A 17,346-nucleotide genomic window follows, 5' to 3' on the forward strand; every position below is an offset into this window, starting at 1 on the left:
GCGATGGCCTTGCTACAGCTGGAGCGCATCAGCGCACAGTACCCGGGCAGCCCCGAGCCGGTGCTGGCGGATATTTCTCTGACCCTGGGGCCGCAGCAATTGCTGGTCGCCCTCGGCCCGTCCGGCAGTGGCAAGACTTCGCTGTTGAACCTGATTGCCGGTTTCGTCGAACCGAGTGCTGGGCGCATCACCCTCGACGGCGTGCCGGTCAAAGGCCCGAGCGCCGAACGTGGCGTGGTGTTTCAGGACGACGCCTTGCTGCCCTGGCAGGACGTATTGGCCAACGTCGCCTTCGGCCTTGAACTGGCCGGTGTCGCTAGGGACAAACGCGAAAAAATCGCCCGGGAAATGCTCGCGCTGGTTGATCTTTCCGGTTTCGAAAGCCGTCGTATCTGGCAACTCTCCGGCGGCCAGAAACAACGCGTCGGCCTCGCCCGCGCCCTCGCCGCCGACCCGCGCGTGTTGCTGATGGACGAGCCGTTCGGTGCGCTTGATGCATTCACTCGCGAGCAGATGCAGGAGCTGTTGCTGCAAGTCTGGCAACGCACGGCCAAGCCGGTTTTTCTGATTACCCACGACATTGAAGAAGCGGTGTTCCTCGCCACGGACCTGATTCTGCTGGCGCCGAATCCGGGGCAGATCGTTGAGCGCCTGCAATTGGATTTTGGTCAGCGTTATGCCGCTGGCGAGTCGGCCCGTGCGATCAAATCCGATCCGCGTTTTATCGAAACCCGCGAGCACGTGCTGAGCAAAGTCTTCTCGCAACGCAGCGCCGTACCCCGGCAGGAGCGCGCATGAGCAGTTACGACGTTTCCGCTGCGGCGGTGAAAACACCTTCGGTGAGCATCCCGGTGCGCCGCAGCCTCAGCACTCGCTGGATCAGCCTGCTGACCCTGTTCGGCCTGCTGGCGATCTGGTGGACGGTGACCGCGACCGGACTGATCGAACCGCTGTTCCTGCCGCCGCCCTCCGCCGTGCTGCAAAAGGGCTGGTTGCTGGCGACTTCCGGATACATGGATTCGACTTTGTGGCAGCACCTCGGCGCCAGCCTCAGCCGCATTGGCCTTGGACTCTTTTTCGCCATCCTGACCGCCGTGCCGGTGGGCATTGCCATCGGCGCCAACCGCATCGCCCGTGGTGTGCTCGATCCGCTGATCGAGTTCTACCGCCCGATCCCGCCGCTGGCGTATCTGCCGCTGATCGTGATCTGGTGCGGCATCGGTGAGTTGTCGAAAGTGCTGCTGATCTATCTGGCGATTTTCGCGCCGATTGCCATCGCCACCGCGACCGGCGTGCGCACGGTTGACCCGGCGAAATTGCGCGCCGCGCAGTCGCTGGGTGCGACTCGTGCACAACTGATTCGCCATGTGATTTTACCCAGCGCCCTGCCGGACATTCTCACTGGGGTGCGCATTGGTTTGGGTGTCGGCTGGTCGACCCTGGTCGCCGCTGAATTGATCGCGGCCACCAGTGGCCTGGGTTTCATGGTGCAGTCGGCCGCGCAATTCCTGGTCACCGATGTGGTGGTGCTGGGGATTCTGGTCATCGCCCTGATCGCCTTCGCCATGGAAATGGGCCTGCGCGCATTGCAGCGCAGACTGGTGCCATGGCACGGCCAGGCGCACTAAATCGCTTTGTGAAAATTCCCCTGTGGGAGCGAGCCTGCTCGCGAAAGCGTTAGATCAGTCACTGCACTGTCGCCTGACACTCTGCATTCGCGAGCAGGCTCGCTCCCACAAAAGCATGACACTCCGAATTCGAAGAGAACGACCATGAGCACCCTCAGCATCACCCCATTAAGCTCGGCCCTCGGCGCGCAGATCAGTGGCGTCGACATCAGCCAGCCGCTGAGCCTGGAACACCGCGACGCCATCGAACAGGCGCTGCTCAAATATCAGGTGCTGTTCTTCCGCAACCAACCGATCGAGCCAGCGCAACAGGCACGTTTCGCGCATTATTTCGGCGACCTGCACATTCACCCGATCTACCCGAATGTGCCGGAACAACCGGAAGTACTGATCCTCGACACCGCAGTCACCGACGTGCGCGATAACGCGATCTGGCATACCGACGTGACCTTCCTGCCGACGCCGGCAATGGGCGCAGTGCTCAGCGCCAAGTTGCTGCCGGAGTTCGGTGGCGACACGTTGTGGGCCAGCGGGATCGCGGCATATGAAGCGTTGTCGGCGCCGATGAAAAGCCTGCTCGAAGGTCTGAGCGCCACCCACGATTTCACCCGATCGTTTCCGCTGGAGCGCTACGGCAACACGCCTGAAGCGCTGGCGCAGTGGGAAGAAGCGCGGCGCAAGAATCCGCCGCTGTCGCACCCGATGATTCGCACCCATCCGGTCAGTGGGCGGCGCTCGCTGTTCGTCAATGAAGGGTTCACTTCGAAGATCAACGAACTGACGGAAACCGAGAGCGAGGCGATTCTGAAGTTTCTGTTCGCCCATGCGACGCGACCGGAATTCACCATTCGCTGGCGCTGGCAGAAAGACGATATTGCCTTCTGGGACAACCGCGTGACCCAGCATTACGCGGTGGACGATTACCGACCGGCGCGGCGGGTGATGCAGCGGGCGACGGTGTTGGGGGATGTGCCGTTCTTCAAGTGATCGCTGATGATCGTTCCCTCGCTCCGCGTGGGAATGCATCAACGGACGCTCCGCGTTCGGCTTTAGATGGGACGCGGAGCGTCCCGGGCGGCATTCCCACGCAGAGCGTGGGAACGATCCTCTAAGCGGCTTATTCGGCCGTCGAAGGCTTCTCCCACAGATTGATCCCGCCCTCCTGGGCAAACCGGTCAATCTCCGCCAGCTCTTCAGCGCTGAAATTCAGATTCTTCAGCGCGCCGACGTTCTCGATGATCTGCTCCGGCCGGCTCGCGCCGATCAGTGCCGAGGTCACTCGTGGATCACGCAGTGTCCACGCCAATGCCAGTTGCGCCAGACTCTGGCCGCGACGCTGGGCGATCTCGTTCAACGCTCGCACGTGAGCGATGTTTGCTTCGGACAAGTGCGAAGCCTGCAACGAGCCGCCGCCCGGGCGATTGACCCGCGCATCGGCCGGTACGCCGTTGAGATATTTGTCGGTGAGCAAACCCTGCGCCAGCGGCGTGAAGGCGATGACGCCCGTGCCGAGTTCATCGGTGGTATCGAGCAAATCCTTTTCCACCCAGCGATTGAGCAGGTTGTACGCCGGCTGATGAATCAGCAGCGGCACTTTCCACTCTTTCAGCAGCCCGGCCATCTCGCGGGTTTTCACCCCGGAATAGGACGAGATGCCGATGTACAAAGCCTTGCCCTGCTGCACAGCGGTGGCGAGGGCGCTGGCGGTTTCTTCCAGCGGGGTGTCCGGGTCGAAGCGGTGCGAATAGAAGATGTCCACATAATCCAGACCCAAGCGTTGCAGGCTCTGGTCGAGGCTGGCCAGCACGTATTTGCGCGAACCGCCGCCCTGGCCGTACGGGCCGGGCCACATGTCCCAACCGGCCTTGCTGGAGATGATCAACTCGTCGCGATATTGCTTGAAGTCTTCGCGCAGCAGGCGACCGAAATTGATCTCGGCGCTGCCGTATGGCGGGCCGTAGTTGTTGGCCAGATCGAAATGGTTGATGCCCAGATCGAACGCGGTGCGCAGCAAGGCACGCTGGGTCTCGATCGGCGTGCTGTCGCCAAAGTTGTGCCACAGGCCCAGCGACAATGCCGGCAGCACCAGACCGCTGCGACCGACGCGGCGGTAAGGAATGGAGTCGTAGCGGTTTTCGGCAGCGGTGTAAGTCATCGAATCCTCTCTTGTTTGATTAACAGCGGATTGAGGGTGAAACCAAACTATGTGGCGAGGGGATTTATCCCCGATGGGTGGCGAAGCCGCCCCAAAACCTGAAACCTCGGTGAATCAGCTGTACCGGGCGCGCTGGTTTTACGACTGCTTCGCAGCCGAACGGGGATGAATCCCCTCGCCACAAAAGCCCCATCAATCAGGCAAAGCGATTTGCAGGTCGAACCAGCTCCAGGTTCTGCCGCAACGTCCGGCCTTCATATCCAATTCTGAACAACCCGCCCAGCATACGCCCAAGCAGCGCGGCGCCGACCTCCGGTTCGACCAATTGCTGAAACGTTTCACATTTTTTCCTGCGCTTCAGACTCGCTGGAGATTGGCGTGCTGGCGGCAACGCGGGTGCTGGAAAGCCTTGGGGTATTGCCGAGCGACGAAGTGCAGCGGCTGAATCTGCTGCGATGCCAAGTGATCGAGCGGGAAAGCACCTGACTGCGGGAGCGAGCAGGCTCGTTCCCGCAGAATCTGCGTCATACCGACAATTCGCGCAGCGCAGCGGCCGCCAGAAATCCGGACCGGGAACGGTAGCGCCGGTCTCGACGGACAGTCTGGTCAATACGTTCCAGCAACTGCTCGGGCAATGTGGCATTGAAGCGCACTGATTTGCCGAAGTAAGGCGTGATGTCAAAGTCGACCACGCCCCAGATCCCGCCCGCGTAATCCGGGTTATCAAGGTGGGCATCGATGTCGCGCACCTGTGGCAACGGCGCGCCATCGGCTACCAGCCCTTCGTAATGCAGCGCCAGTGCTTCCTGCGTGTTTTCAAAAGCTTCGGCTACCGTGGCGCCTGCGGAATAACACCCCGGTACGTCCGGAATGACCACGCCGTAGTCCGAGTCGGCATCCTTGTGCAGAACGACCGGGAATTTCATAAAGGTTTCCTTCGCCCTTTCCGACGTCAAGAATTACAACTCTAGGGCACAAAGCGCGCAGCGATACACACCATACACACTTGGATAAATAATAGTCCGTTTCGTGATCATCACAGATGGACGGATCAACGGCGGGGCCCAAGATTGCGATGGGCAGTGCGATATTCGGTGTGCCGGCGGCGGCGGTGGTGCTGTTCATAGTGCTGAACGCCGAGGCGTAAAAAACTCTCGGCGCTCAGCCGTTGGATCAACGCACCAGATGCAGGAACTGCATGTGCCGTTCGTACTGGTCGAGGATGTCGTTGATGATCTGCTCTTTGGTGTAACCGACCAGATCGTAGTCCTGACTGCCCTCGCTCAAGTGCACTTCGGCGCGGTAGTAGCGGCGATTGTTGAGTTGCTTGGAACCCATGCCGCCGCGCGCGAACGATGGCGTGAAGTAGCCGCGCATCTGCACCTGATAGATGAACGGATGCTGCTCGCCATGACCGATTTCCAGGCTGACGTTGTCATGCGCCGGATCCGGCTGAGTGACGACGTGCAGACCTTTTTCGACGAACACGGCGGTCACTTCCTCGATTGCCGGGCGCACTGTGCTTTCCATGAAGCGGTACACCTCGTCGCGGGACGGGAAGTGCACGGCCTGGCTCAGACGCTGACGCCATCCACCGGTGCCACGCCGCGAACCGGAGACCGGCGCCAGCGAATGCAACTGCGCGATCTGCTTCTGCGATTCCAGATAGAACGCCTTGTGCAGGCCCCACATCATCAGCAGCAGAATCAACGAGAACGGCAACGAGGTCAGCACCACCGCCGACTTCAGCGCATCGATGCTGCCGGAGAACAGCAGCGCACTGGTGATCAGCGCGGTCATCGCGCCCCAGAACACCCGCAGCCATTTCGGCCCGTCTTCATCCGGGTTGCCGCCCTTCGCCGACAGGGTCGAGAGCACCACGGTGCCAGAGTCCGCAGACGTCACGAAGAACACGAAGCTGATGAACACCGTCACGGCGATGACGGTCTTGCTCCATGGGTAGGTTTCCAGCAGCAGATAAATGCTCATCGACGGATTGTCGATGGCCGACATGCCCAGCGCACTCATGCCGTGATTGAGCACCTGGTCCAAGGCGCTGTTGCCGAAGATCGACATCCACGCCAGGGTGAAACCGAGCGGGATCAACAGCACGCCGAAGACGAATTCACGGATAGTGCGGCCACGGGAGATCCGCGCGATGAACAGGCCCACGAACGGCGACCATGCAATCCACCAGGCCCAGTAGAACACGGTCCAGCCACCCAGCCAGTCACTCGGTTTGTCGTAGGCGTAGAGGTCGAAACTCTTCATCGGCAGGGCGCCGAGGTAGTCGCCGACGTTCTGGATCAGCGTGTTGAGCAGGTGCTGTGTCGGCCCGGCAAACAACACGAACAGCAGCAGCCCGCAGGCCAGCAGCATGTTGATGTCGGACATCACCCGCACGCCTTTATCGACACCGGAGACCGCAACGATGATCGCCGCGCCCATCATCAGCGTGATCAGGCCGACCTGAATCCACTGGGTGTGGGCGATGCCGAACAGATAATCCAGGCCCGAGTTGAGGTGCAACACGCCGAAGCCCATGTCGGCACCAAGACCGAACACCGTGGCGATGATGCCGAAGCCGTCCACCGCATAGCCGATCGGGCCGTTGATGCGTTTGCCGATCAGCGGATACAGCGCCGAACGCAGGGCCAGCGGCAGATTGTGCCGATAAGCGAAATAGGCCAGTGCCATGCCGACGAAGGCGAACACGCCCCAACCATGCAGGCCCCAGTGCAGAAACAGAATCTGCATCGCCTGGCGCGCCGCATCCGCCGTGCCCGCGTCGCCTTGCGGTGGCTGGAGCATATGGGTCAGCGGTTCGGAGACGCAGAAGAAGAACAGCGTGATGCTGATCCCGGCGGCGAACAGCATGCCGGCCCAGGACAGGTAACTGAATTCGGGCTCGTCGTGGTCGGCACCGAGTTTTATCTTGCCGTAGCCGGATAAGGCGGTGACCACCACGAAGACCAGATACAGGGTCATCGCGAGCATGTAGTACCAGCCGACCGTGTTGGCCGCCCAGTTTTGCGCTTCCAGCAACCAGGCGCCGGCCTGCTCAGGGATGGCGATGACGACAAGACCAAACAGCAGAATGACCGTCGCGGCGAAGTAGAACACCGGCGGATTCATGCGTACCAGACCGCTGGCGGGGGTAGACGATGCACTCATGAAAGGTGCACCTCGAAGGTTTGAAGCGTGGCTGAAATGATCGGACTCAGCAAAGGCAAGCCTCCTGTTGTGAGCGGGCAGCGAACCACCGGTTTAACTTGAATGAACGTTCAAGTTAAACATGAATGGGGTGGTAAGGACTAATCGCAGGGCTGGGCGGTAGGTTTCCTACAGCGCCCAAAGAGGGGTATGACGCGGGTTTGGAGAGATTCGTTCACTGATGAATTGGCTTAAGGCCACTACCTTGATCCGGCCTACTCGCGAAGAGGCCCGATACAACAACACAGATTCAAGACTTACTTCTGCGTCCCGTCATCATGCTGCAGATTCGCCTGCGTCAGATTCGCCCCCGCCGGCACGCTACGTGTCAGCCAGACGTTGCCGCCAATGGTCGAGCCCTTGCCGATGGTGATCCGTCCGAGAATCGTCGCCCCGGCATATATCACTACGTCATCCTCAACGATGGGATGACGCGGATGGCCCTTCTGCAACTGGCCGTCCTCATCTGCCGGGAAGCGCTTGGCCCCCAGGGTCACCGCCTGATAAATGCGCACTCGCTCACCAATGATCGCGGTTTCGCCAATCACCACACCGGTGCCGTGATCGATGAAGAAGCTGCGGCCGATCTGCGCGCCCGGGTGGATATCGATGCCCGTCGCCGAATGGGCGATCTCCGCGCTGATCCGCGCCAGCAGCGGCAGCCCGGCACGGTATAAATGGTGCGCGAGGCGATGGTGAATCACCGCAAGAATGCCCGGATAGCACAGCAGCACTTCATCAACGCTGCGTGCCGCCGGGTCGCCGTGATAGGCCGCGAGCACATCGGTGTCGAGCAGCGTGCGCAGGCCCGGCAAGGCCAAGGCGAAATCCTGCACGATCTGGATGGCGCGGGTTTCGACTTCACTGTCGTCCTGCGCGCTGTGGCGGGCAACGTAACGCAACTCCAGGCGCGTCTGCGCCAGCAAGGCATTCAGCGCTACATCAAGCGTGTGGCCGACGTAGAAATCTTCACTTTCTTCACGCAGATCGACCGGCCCCAGACGCATCGGGAACAGCGCGCCACACAGCGCCTCGAGGATTTCCGCCATCGCCGCTCGCGATGGCAATTCGCGGCCGCCCTGCTCCCCTGAAGCCCGGCCATTCAGTGCGCGCCACTGATCCCGCGCGCTGCGCAGCTGGCTGACGATGGTCTGCAATTGCCAATGGCTGGAACGCTCGCTCACGGTAAAGACTCCTCACGGGCGGCCGGACTGTCTGGCCGCGTCATCGGCGCCTACTTTACGGCATGCCTTTGCCGACGAATTAAGAACCGATAGTGCTGGCCTCAGTCCATTTGGCTATAAGCGATTGGCGGTTGCCCGGGCAAAAACGCGTGCCTATAGTCCTTTCATTCTTCTGCGCCAGTACGGACCCATGATCAAACAACAGCTGCAACGCTTCCCCCGTCTCGAACTGCTGAGCCACCCCACGCCGCTGGAAAAACTCGAACGCCTGTCCACCTGGCTCGGTCGCGAGGTGTACATCAAACGCGATGACCTGACGCCGCTGGCGATGGGCGGCAACAAGCTGCGCAAACTCGAATACCTCGCCGCCGACGCGCTCGCGCAAGGTGCTGACACGCTGATCACGGCCGGTGCGCTGCAATCGAACCACGTGCGCCAGACCGCCGCACTGGCGGCGAAACTCGGCCTCGGTTGTGTGGCGCTGCTGGAGAATCCGCTGGGCACCGATGACGGAAATTACACCGGCAACGGCAACCGCTTGCTGCTGGATCTGTTCGACACCAAGGTCGAGTTGGTCGACAACCTCGACAACGCCGACGAACAACTGACTGCCCTCGCCGCCCGCCTGCGCAGCAACGGCAAGAAGCCGTATCTGGTGCCGATCGGCGGCTCCAACGCCCTTGGTGCTCTGGGTTATGTGCGCGCCGGGCTGGAGCTGGCCGAGCAGATCAAGGACACCGGACTTGAATTCGCCGCGGTGGTTTTGGCCTCGGGCAGTGCCGGTACTCACAGTGGTCTCGGACTGGCGCTGAGTGAGGCGCTGCCGCAACTGCCGGTGATCGGCGTGACCGTTTCGCGCAGTGAAGAAGATCAGCGCCCGAAGGTGCAGGGTTTGGCCGAACGCACGGCAGAGCTGCTGGGCGTCGAGTTGCCGGCCAGCTTCAAGGTCGAGCTGTGGGACGAATATTTCGGCCCACGTTATGGCGAACCAAATGCCGGTACTTTGGCGGCGGTGAAACTGTTGGCGGCTCAGGAAGGTCTGTTGCTTGACCCGGTCTACACCGGCAAGGCCATGGCCGGTCTGCTCGACGGGATTGGCCGGCAGCGCTTCGATGACGGCCCGATCATCTTCCTGCACACCGGCGGCGCGCCGGCGTTGTTTGCCTACAAGGATTTTCTGACAAGATGATCACTGCAGATTGCAGTTACCTGTGGCGAGGGGATTTATCCCCGTTGGGTCGCGGAGCGGCCCCTTGCTTTCGCAAGTGAGTACACGTCGCAGGACTTTGCAACTGTAGTGCAGCCGAACGGGGATAAATCCCCTCGCCACAACTGAACGGGCACATATTCCAAAAAACCCTAAAAGATACACAATCTAGTATTTTCAAGTCTAAAACAGACATCTTATAGTCTCGCCGCAGGCGAATTTCGGGCGAGACGCTTAAGCTGCTTTAAGGCAGGATAGCGCTGTCGTTCAAATCACCAATTTGCCTTCATTCCTTAAGCGTCTTCCATAAGAAAACACAGGGGCTTGTCATGAATTTTTCCGCACTACGTCGCACTCTGCTGGTCGGTTCGCTGGGTCTGGCACTGAGCGCTGGCCTGATCGGTCAGGCAGTGGCCGGTGAGCAGTTGCAACAGATCAAGGACAAGGGCGTGCTCAACGTCGGCCTGGAAGGCACTTACCCACCGTTCAGCTTTGTTGACGAAAACGGCAAGCTGTCCGGTTTCGAAGTCGAGCTGTCCGAAGCGCTGGCGCAAAAGCTCGGCGTCAAAGCCAAGATCCAGCCGACCAAATGGGATGGCATCCTCGCCGCACTGGAATCCAAGCGTCTGGATCTGGTGGTCAACCAAGTGACCATCTCCGACGAGCGCAAGAAGAAGTATGACTTCTCCGAACCGTACACCGTGTCCGGCATCCAGGCCCTCGTGCTGAAAAGCAAAGAGTCGGCGCTGAACATCAAGACTGCCGCTGACCTGTCCGGCAAGAAAGTCGGTGTCGGCCTGGGCACCAACTACGAGCAGTGGGTTCGCGCCAACGTGCCGGGTGCTGACGTGCGCACCTACGATGATGATCCGACCAAGTTCGCCGACCTCAACAACGGTCGTACCGATGCCATCCTGATCGACCGTCTGGCCGCCCTCGAATACGCCAAGAAAGCCCCGAAAACCGTCGCAGCCGGTGAGGCCTTCTCGCGTCAGGAATCCGGTATCGCCCTGCGCAAAGGCGAGCCTGAACTGCTGGCTGCGGTGAACAAGGCGCTCGACGAACTGCGTGCTGACGGCACTCTCGAGAAACTGTCGAAGAAATACTTCAACGCAGACGTCACTAAATAATGGAAGAGGCTTTCCAACTCGCGCTGGATTCCGCGCCCTTTCTGTTGAAGGGCGCGTACTACACGGTAGTCCTCAGCCTCGGCGGGATGTTCTTCGGTCTGCTGCTGGGCTTCGGCCTCGCGCTGATGCGTCTGTCACGCTTCAAATCGGTCAGTTGGCTGGCCCGCATCTACGTGTCGTTCTTTCGCGGTACGCCGTTGCTGGTGCAGCTGTTCGTGATCTATTACGGCTTGCCGCAACTGGGCATGGAGCTTGATCCGCTGCCGGCAGCACTGATCGGTTTCTCGCTGAACATGGCCGCCTATGCCTGTGAAATCCTGCGTGCCGCGATCGGTTCGATCGAACGCGGTCAGTGGGAAGCTGCCGCGAGTATCGGCATGACCCGCGCGCAGACCCTGCGCCGGGCCATCCTGCCGCAAGCGATGCGCACGGCATTGCCGCCGCTGGGCAACAGCTTCATTTCGCTGGTCAAGGACACGGCGCTGGCCGCGACAATTCAGGTGCCGGAGCTGTTCCGTCAGGCGCAGCTGATTACCGCCCGGACTTTCGAAGTCTTCACCATGTATCTTGCCGCCGCGCTGATCTACTGGATTCTGGCCACGGTGCTTTCGCACTTGCAGAACAAGTTGGAAGAGCGGGTCAATCGGCACGACCAGGAGTCCTGACGCGATGATTGTCGTGGAAAAACTGACCAAGCAATTCAAGGGTCAGGTCGTGCTCAACGGCATCGACCTTGAGGTAAAGGAAGGCGAAGTCGTCGCGATCATCGGCCCCAGTGGCTCGGGGAAAACGACGTTCCTGCGTTGCCTGAATTTCCTCGAAGAACCCACCAGCGGCCGGATCAAGGTCGGCGATATCGAAATCGATACCAGCCGCCCGCTGAACCAGCAGCAGAGTCTGGTGCGCAACCTGCGCCAGCACGTCGGCTTCGTGTTCCAGAACTTCAACCTGTTCCCCCATCGCACCGCCCTGGAAAACGTCATCGAAGGCCCGATCGTGGTCAAGAAGATGCCGCGCGACCAGGCAGTTGCCCTGGGTAAAAAGCTGCTGACCAAAGTGGGGCTTGCCGGCAAGGAGGACGCCTATCCGCGCCGTCTGTCCGGTGGCCAGCAACAGCGCGTGGCGATTGCCCGGGCGCTGGCGATGGAGCCGGAAGTGATTCTGTTCGACGAACCGACTTCAGCGCTCGACCCGGAACTGGTCGGTGAAGTGCTGGCAACCATTCGCGGTCTTGCCGAAGAAAATCGCACCATGGTGATTGTCACCCACGAAATGGGCTTCGCCCGTGACGTGGCCAATCGCGTGGTGTTTTTCGACAAGGGCGTAATTGTTGAACAGGGTGAAGCCAAGGCACTGTTTGCCAACCCGAAAGAAGAACGCACCAAACAGTTTCTCAGCAAGTTTCTGAATCACGCCTGAGAACTTTCTCTGCCACAGCCCTCAACTTCCACGGACGGAAGTTATCCCTGCCCCGGTATTTCATTCTTCTAAACATTTATTACTTGTGCGCGCAAATATACATTGCGCAACGATGACGCACATTCTCGATTCGTCATATTTCCATACGTTTGCCGGTGAACGAACCCGCACAAAACGTCGCGAAACCGCTGTTTATCTGTAGCTGATTTCGCGCTTACACCTAGGCTTAGTGCCTCGATGACGTAGGAGCTTTCTGATTAACTTGTAATTTACGCATTAACTAACCCCCTCTATTGACACCCCTCTCCGCAGACTTTTATCTAGTCGGCAACCGGCGCCCCTTAGTTCAAATAACCCGCACTAATACCGAGCAGATACTTGTCGCTTTTATTGCCAGTTGATTCGCGCCTTTTTTGTTTTCCAGAAACGGATTTCGCTGCAAGACTTCAAGGAGAGAAACCGATGACCCGCACTTCGCATACACCCGAACTTGCAGCGCCAACGCTGGCATGCGCACAAAAAACCGGCATCAACCTGGCAACAGCAGCTCACCTGCTCATCGACGTGCCGCCCTACTGCGACATGGACGTTGGCGATCTGATCGAACTGTTCTGGGACAAATGCTATGTCGCGTCAAAAGTCCTCAGCGCGGCCGATGTGGGCGAGTCGGTCAGCCTGCGGGTGCCGGAGAGCTTCATCACCAATGGCACCGCGCGCATTCACTACCGCGTGATGCAGGTCGGCCAGGGTCCGGCACTGTCGGCGGCGACTCGGGTGCAGGTCAAACTCGATTGCCCCGGTGGCCAGCCCACTGGGCAGTGCGAAGACGAAAATCAGCAACTGGCACCAGTGATCATCCCCGAAGCGATTCGCCGTCAGGGCGTGAATCCCAGCCAGATCAAACGCGGCGTGCCGCTGACCATCGAGCCTTATCTGAACATGGCCGAAGACGACGCCATCACCCTGCGCTGGGGCGATGTGCGCATGGATCTGGTGCCAGTCACGGCAGCGGATGTCGGCCTGCCGATTCAGGTCTGGATACCACCGACTGTCATCGTCGAAGCAGGCGAGGATCTGCGGCTGGACGTGACGTACTGCATCCTCGATCGGGTCGGTAACAACTCGCGCTGGGCACCGCCGCGCACGTTGAAAATCGGTTGCGTGAATCCGTACGTAAAAGTCCCGTGGAAACCCGAATTCAAGGCCGCTGAATCACGTACCAAGTGAGACCTGCTCAGGGGTGGGAGATCATTTATCTCTCACCTGACCCTCGTTAACCAAGCCGAACATCCCCCCCTTCTATATATATTCCTAAAAGTTAGTTTATTTTATTTTTATACACGCTTAGGGTATATGCACCGGACCACCGGACATTCTTTCAATCGTCGCCATCGCGACGTTTTTCATGAGATGTGAGGTAGGTATGGTCCGGAACACAATCACCCCAGTGCAGATCGCCAGGGCATTGCGTGCAGCCAGGAAGCGGCACTGATGTCCAGTCTTGCAGATGCCAACGTGCAGTCCGATCTGGACATCGCCCCGCTGTTGTTGCCCGCGCAAGTACTGCGCAACGACGCTCAAGCCATCAAGGCCGCCCACGAGCTGGCGCAAGCCGCCCGAGTGCAGGCGGCCAAACGCGACCGCCAGCGCAAGCTCCCGTGGTCGGAAATCGAACAGTTCACCCGCAGCGGTCTGGGCAGCATTGCCATCCCGCGCGAATACGGTGGCCCGCAGGTTTCCTTCGTCACATTGGCCGAAGTATTCGCGATCATTTCTGCCGCCGACCCGGCGCTCGGGCAGATCCCGCAGAACCAGTTCGGCATCATCCATCTGGTGCTCGGCACCGCCACCCAAGCGCAGAAAAAGCAGCTGTTCCAGAGTGTTCTGGAAGGCTGGCGCATCGGCAATGCCGGCCCGGAACGTGGCACGAAAAACACCTTGGAACTGAAGGCGCGAATCAGTGCAGATGGCGACGACTACGTGATCAACGGCCAAAAGTTCTATTCCACCGGCGCGCTGTTTGCGCATTGGGTCGCGGTGAAAGCGCTCAATGATGACGGTAAACAGGTGCTGGCCTTCGTTCGTCGCGGTACGCCGGGGTTGCGCATCGTCGATGACTGGTCGGGCTTCGGTCAGCGCACCACCGCCAGCGGCACGATTCTGCTGAACAACGTGCGCGTCGAGTCGAGCCTGGTCATCGACAACTGGAAGATCAACGACAAGCCGAACACCCAGGGCGCAGTGTCGCAGCTGATTCAAGCGGCCATTGACGCCGGCATCGCCCGTGGCGCCATCGACGACGCCATCGACTTCGTCAAAACCCGCGCACGGCCATGGATCGACGCCAAGGTCGAGCGCGCCAGCGATGACCTCTACGTGATCGCCGATATCGGCAAACTGAAAATCGAACTGCACGCCGCCGAAGCGCTGCTGCGCAAGGCCGGCAAAGTGCTCGATGACGTCCACGCCGCGCCGCTGACTGCCGAATCCGCCGCACGCGCTTCGATTGCCGTGGCCGAAGCAAAAGTGCTGACCACCGAGATTTCGCTGCTGGCCAGCGAAAAGCTGTTCGAACTGGCCGGCAGCCGCGCGACCCTCGCCGAATTCAATCTCGACCGCCACTGGCGCAACGCCCGCGTGCACACCCTGCACGACCCGGTGCGCTGGAAATATCACGCGGTCGGCGCCTATCGCCTGAACGGCACTTTGCCGGCTCGCCATTCCTGGATCTGAGACGACCAGTCATCTGGAGAACCCCCTATGACGCTTTCCCATCACGTCGCGCTCATCACCAGCGATGAGCAAGCCCTGATCGTCGCCAGCGACCTGGCCGAAGATTTCAAACGCGACAGCGCCCTGCGCGACCGCGAACGCCGCCTGCCATTGGCCGAGCTGGAAGTGTTTTCCCGCTCCGGCCTGTGGGGCATCAGCGTGCCGAAAGAATATGGCGGCGCAGGTGTTTCCAACGTCACCCTGGCCAAAGTCATCGCCCTGATCGCGCAGGCGGACGGCTCGCTCGGGCAGATTCCGCAGAACCATTTCTACGCACTGGAAGTGCTGCGCGTGAATGGCAGCGATGAACAGAAACAGCGTCTGTACGCCGAGGTCCTCGCCGGCCAGCGATTCGGCAATGCTCTGGCAGAACTCGGCACCAGAACCGCTCACGACCGCGTCACCCGTCTCACCCGCGATGGTGATGGTTATCGCATCAACGGTCGCAAGTTCTACTCGACCGGGGCGATTTACGCGCAGCGCATCCCGACGTCGGTGGTCGATGAAAACGGCGTACAGCAACTGGCCTTCGTCCCGCGCGAGAGCAAGGGCCTGACGGTGATCGACGACTGGAGCGGCTTCGGCCAGCGCACCACCGGTAGCGGCTCGGTGGTGTTCGAAGATGTGTATGTAGCGGCGGAAGAGGTGCTGCCGTTTCAGAGCGCTTTCGAGCGCCCGACCACGGTCGGCCCGCTGGCGCAGATTCTCCACGCCGCCATCGACACCGGCATTGCCCGCGCCGCTTACGAAGATGCCTTGCATTTCGTGCGCAGCAAAACCCGTCCGTGGATCGAATCCGGCAACGACAAGGCCACCGAAGATCCGCTGACATTGAAGAGCTTCGGCCACTTGAGCATTCGGCTGCACGCCACCGAAGCCTTGCTCGAACGTGCCGGCGAAATCCTCGATGCCGCGCAAGCCGAAACCAACGCGGAAACCGTCGCCGCCGCGTCAATCGCGGTTGCCGAGGCGCGGGCGATCAGCACGGAAATTTCCCTCGCCGCCGGCAGCACGCTGTTCGAACTGGCCGGCAGCCAGGCGACGCTGAGCGAACACGGCCTCGACCGGCACTGGCGCAACGCGCGCGTGCACACCCTGCACGACCCGGTGCGCTGGAAATATCACGCCGTGGGCAATTACTACCTCAACGATGAAAACCCTCCGCTGCGAGGGACGATCTGATGACTGCTGCGAAAAAGAAGATTCTGCTCAACGCGTTCAACATGAACTGCATCGGCCACATCAATCACGGCCTGTGGACGCACCCGCGCGACACCTCGACCCGCTACAACACGATCGAGTACTGGACCGAACTGGCGCAGTTGCTTGAGCGTGGATTGTTCGATGGCTTGTTCATTGCTGACATCGTCGGCGTCTACGACGTCTACCAGAACTCGGTGGACGTCACGCTGAAAGAGTCGATCCAGTTGCCGGTCAACGATCCGCTGCTGCTGGTTTCAGCGATGGCCGCCGTCACCAGAAACCTCGGCTTTGGCCTCACCGCCAATCTCACTTACGAGCCGCCGTATCTGTTCGCCCGACGCATGTCGACGCTCGATCATTTGAGTCGCGGCCGGGTTGGCTGGAACATCGTCACCGGTTACCTGGACAGCGCCGCCAAAGCCATGGGTCTCAACGAGCAGGTCGAACATGACCGCCGCTACGACCAGGCCGAAGAATATCTGCAGGTCTTGTACAAGCTCTGGGAAGGCAGCTGGGAGAACGGCGCGGTGCGCAACGACCGCGAGCAGCGCATCTACGCCAACCCGTACAAAGTGCACAAGGTCGAGCACCGGGGCGAGTTCTATCAGGTCGAGGGTTATCACCTCTGCGAGCCGTCACCGCAGCGCACGCCGGTGCTGTTTCAGGCCGGTAGCTCCGACCGCGGCTTGCTGTTTGCCGGGCGTCATGCCGAGTGCGTGTTCATCAGCGGCCAGAACAAACCATCGACCAAAGTGCAGGTCGACAAGGTCCGCGCCAGCGCCGTCGAAGCCGGACGCAATCCTCAAGACATCAAGGTGTTCATGGGCCTCAACGTGATCGTCGGCGCCACCGCAGAAGCAGCGTGGGCCAAGCATGCCGAATACCTGAGCTATGCCAGCGCCGAGGCCGGCGTGGCGCATTTTTCCGCGTCTACCGGCATCGACTTTGCCCAGTACGAAATCGACGAACCGATCCAGTACGTGAAGAGCAACGCCATTCAATCGGCAACAAAAAACCTGCAGAACAATGACTGGACCCGGCGCAAATTGCTCGACCAGCACGCCCTCGGCGGCCGTTACATCACCGTGGTCGGTTCGCCCGAGCAAGTGGCGGATGAACTCGAATCGTGGATCGCCGAAACCGGTCTGGACGGCTTCAACCTGACCCGCATCGTCACCCCGGAAAGCTATGTCGATTTCATCGAACTGGTGATTCCCGAGTTGCAGCGGCGCGGCTCGTACAAGACTGCGTATGACAGCGGCACCTTGCGCGAGAAGTTGTTTCACGGCGAGACGCAGTTGCCTGAGCAACATACCGGCTCTTCGTACCGGCATCAGAAGCTTCGCGAGCAGGCTCGCTCCCACATTTGAAATGCGTGCCTCTGTGGGAGCGAGCCTGCTCGCGAAGAGGCCCTCCCCGGCACAACAAATTCATG

The 17,346-nt window shown here is 60.3% G+C and carries 15 protein-coding genes and 1 pseudogene; 12 read left to right on the forward strand and 4 right to left on the reverse strand.

All coding sequences use genetic code 11. The annotated features are described in order from the left end of the window. Positions 1-3 precede the first annotated feature (3 nt). The 3 genes from tauB to tauD all read left to right on the forward strand — a co-directional run bounded on the left by tauB (position 4) and on the right by tauD (position 2,615). Positions 4-798, forward strand: a complete 795-nt coding sequence (tauB, locus tag D8U82_RS22170; protein ID WP_024011178.1) for a taurine ABC transporter ATP-binding subunit — start codon at positions 4-6, stop codon at positions 796-798. Beyond that, positions 795-1,628, forward strand: coding sequence for a taurine ABC transporter permease TauC (gene tauC, locus D8U82_RS22175; RefSeq protein WP_130902953.1), 834 nt, complete (start codon positions 795-797; stop codon positions 1,626-1,628). The genes tauB and tauC overlap by 4 nt, the downstream gene beginning before the upstream one ends. Positions 1,629-1,772: 144 nt before the next feature. Continuing rightward, entirely contained in the window at positions 1,773-2,615 is an 843-nt protein-coding gene (gene tauD, locus D8U82_RS22180; RefSeq protein WP_130902954.1) for a taurine dioxygenase, read from the forward strand. Positions 2,616-2,745: 130 nt separating this feature from the next. Here the strand turns inward: tauD and mgrA are convergent, their stop codons facing one another. Then, complete coding sequence (mgrA, locus tag D8U82_RS22185) at positions 2,746-3,783, reverse strand: L-glyceraldehyde 3-phosphate reductase (RefSeq protein WP_130887602.1); 1,038 nt, start codon at positions 3,781-3,783, stop codon at positions 2,746-2,748. Between the two features lie 363 nt (positions 3,784-4,146). Between mgrA and D8U82_RS22190 the strand changes: the two are divergent. Beyond that, positions 4,147-4,269: pseudogene (locus tag D8U82_RS22190) on the forward strand (LacI family transcriptional regulator); the annotation flags it as partial. Between the two features lie 38 nt (positions 4,270-4,307). On the opposite strand, the gene D8U82_RS22195 reads toward D8U82_RS22190, so the two are convergent. The 3 genes from D8U82_RS22195 to epsC form a co-directional block, all read right to left on the reverse strand. Beyond that, on the reverse strand, positions 4,308-4,709 hold the full coding sequence (locus D8U82_RS22195; RefSeq protein WP_130887601.1) for a type II toxin-antitoxin system HicB family antitoxin: 402 nt from the start codon (positions 4,707-4,709) through the stop codon (positions 4,308-4,310). A gap of 247 nt (positions 4,710-4,956) precedes the next feature. After that, positions 4,957-6,918, reverse strand: a complete 1,962-nt coding sequence (gene betT / locus D8U82_RS22200; protein ID WP_167333564.1) for a choline transporter BetT — start codon at positions 6,916-6,918, stop codon at positions 4,957-4,959. A 335-nt stretch (positions 6,919-7,253) separates the two neighbouring features. Next, positions 7,254-8,180, reverse strand: coding sequence for a serine O-acetyltransferase EpsC (epsC, locus tag D8U82_RS22205; protein ID WP_016772197.1), 927 nt, complete (start codon positions 8,178-8,180; stop codon positions 7,254-7,256). Between the two features lie 190 nt (positions 8,181-8,370). Between epsC and D8U82_RS22210 the strand changes: the two genes are divergently transcribed. The 8 genes from D8U82_RS22210 to D8U82_RS22245 all read left to right on the forward strand — a co-directional run bounded on the left by D8U82_RS22210 (position 8,371) and on the right by D8U82_RS22245 (position 17,281). Next, positions 8,371-9,369: a D-cysteine desulfhydrase gene (locus D8U82_RS22210; protein WP_130902955.1), complete on the forward strand. Its 999-nt coding sequence runs from the start codon at positions 8,371-8,373 to the stop codon at positions 9,367-9,369. Between the two features lie 347 nt (positions 9,370-9,716). Then, positions 9,717-10,517: a cystine ABC transporter substrate-binding protein gene (gene tcyJ / locus D8U82_RS22215; RefSeq protein WP_122508407.1), complete on the forward strand. Its 801-nt coding sequence runs from the start codon at positions 9,717-9,719 to the stop codon at positions 10,515-10,517. Further along, positions 10,517-11,182 carry a cystine ABC transporter permease gene (gene tcyL, locus D8U82_RS22220; RefSeq protein ID WP_016772200.1) on the forward strand — a complete coding sequence of 222 codons (666 nt, stop codon included), beginning with the start codon at positions 10,517-10,519 and terminating at the stop codon, positions 11,180-11,182. Before tcyJ ends, tcyL begins: the two co-directional genes overlap by 1 nt. Before the next feature lie 4 nt (positions 11,183-11,186). Next, the gene (gene tcyN / locus D8U82_RS22225; protein ID WP_076565047.1) at positions 11,187-11,936 is read left to right on the forward strand and encodes an L-cystine ABC transporter ATP-binding protein TcyN; all 750 of its coding nucleotides are present in this window, start codon (positions 11,187-11,189) and stop codon (positions 11,934-11,936) included. Positions 11,937-12,398: 462 nt separating this feature from the next. After that, positions 12,399-13,163, forward strand: coding sequence for a hypothetical protein (locus D8U82_RS22230; protein ID WP_122508406.1), 765 nt, complete (start codon positions 12,399-12,401; stop codon positions 13,161-13,163). A gap of 264 nt (positions 13,164-13,427) precedes the next feature. Continuing rightward, complete coding sequence (locus D8U82_RS22235) at positions 13,428-14,669, forward strand: SfnB family sulfur acquisition oxidoreductase (RefSeq protein WP_130902956.1); 1,242 nt, start codon at positions 13,428-13,430, stop codon at positions 14,667-14,669. A 27-nt stretch (positions 14,670-14,696) separates the two neighbouring features. Further along, complete coding sequence (locus D8U82_RS22240) at positions 14,697-15,890, forward strand: SfnB family sulfur acquisition oxidoreductase (RefSeq protein ID WP_130902957.1); 1,194 nt, start codon at positions 14,697-14,699, stop codon at positions 15,888-15,890. Beyond that, on the forward strand, positions 15,890-17,281 hold the full coding sequence (locus D8U82_RS22245; protein ID WP_130902958.1) for an LLM class flavin-dependent oxidoreductase: 1,392 nt from the start codon (positions 15,890-15,892) through the stop codon (positions 17,279-17,281). The genes D8U82_RS22240 and D8U82_RS22245 overlap by 1 nt, the downstream gene beginning before the upstream one ends. Positions 17,282-17,346: the final 65 nt, after the last annotated feature.

Origin of the sequence: Pseudomonas sp. Sample_23, from assembly GCF_004307595.1 — a bacterium.
Lineage (GTDB): Bacteria > Pseudomonadota > Gammaproteobacteria > Pseudomonadales > Pseudomonadaceae > Aquipseudomonas > Aquipseudomonas atacamensis.

Bases quoted from the DNA above. Each gene is read 5' to 3' on its own strand.
- tauB (WP_024011178.1), top strand. From the start codon at position 4: ATGGCCTTGCTACAGCTGGAGCGCATCAGCGCACAGTACCCGGGCAGC.
- tauC (WP_130902953.1), top strand. From the start codon at position 795: ATGAGCAGTTACGACGTTTCCGCTGCGGCGGTGAAAACACCTTCGGTG.
- tauD (WP_130902954.1), top strand. From the start codon at position 1,773: ATGAGCACCCTCAGCATCACCCCATTAAGCTCGGCCCTCGGCGCGCAG.
- mgrA (WP_130887602.1), bottom strand. From the start codon at position 3,783: ATGACTTACACCGCTGCCGAAAACCGCTACGACTCCATTCCTTACCGC.
- D8U82_RS22195 (WP_130887601.1), bottom strand. From the start codon at position 4,709: ATGAAATTCCCGGTCGTTCTGCACAAGGATGCCGACTCGGACTACGGC.
- betT (WP_167333564.1), bottom strand. From the start codon at position 6,918: ATGAATCCGCCGGTGTTCTACTTCGCCGCGACGGTCATTCTGCTGTTT.
- D8U82_RS22210 (WP_130902955.1), top strand. From the start codon at position 8,371: ATGATCAAACAACAGCTGCAACGCTTCCCCCGTCTCGAACTGCTGAGC.
- tcyJ (WP_122508407.1), top strand. From the start codon at position 9,717: ATGAATTTTTCCGCACTACGTCGCACTCTGCTGGTCGGTTCGCTGGGT.
- tcyL (WP_016772200.1), top strand. From the start codon at position 10,517: ATGGAAGAGGCTTTCCAACTCGCGCTGGATTCCGCGCCCTTTCTGTTG.
- tcyN (WP_076565047.1), top strand. From the start codon at position 11,187: ATGATTGTCGTGGAAAAACTGACCAAGCAATTCAAGGGTCAGGTCGTG.
- D8U82_RS22230 (WP_122508406.1), top strand. From the start codon at position 12,399: ATGACCCGCACTTCGCATACACCCGAACTTGCAGCGCCAACGCTGGCA.
- D8U82_RS22235 (WP_130902956.1), top strand. From the start codon at position 13,428: ATGTCCAGTCTTGCAGATGCCAACGTGCAGTCCGATCTGGACATCGCC.
- D8U82_RS22240 (WP_130902957.1), top strand. From the start codon at position 14,697: ATGACGCTTTCCCATCACGTCGCGCTCATCACCAGCGATGAGCAAGCC.
- D8U82_RS22245 (WP_130902958.1), top strand. From the start codon at position 15,890: ATGACTGCTGCGAAAAAGAAGATTCTGCTCAACGCGTTCAACATGAAC.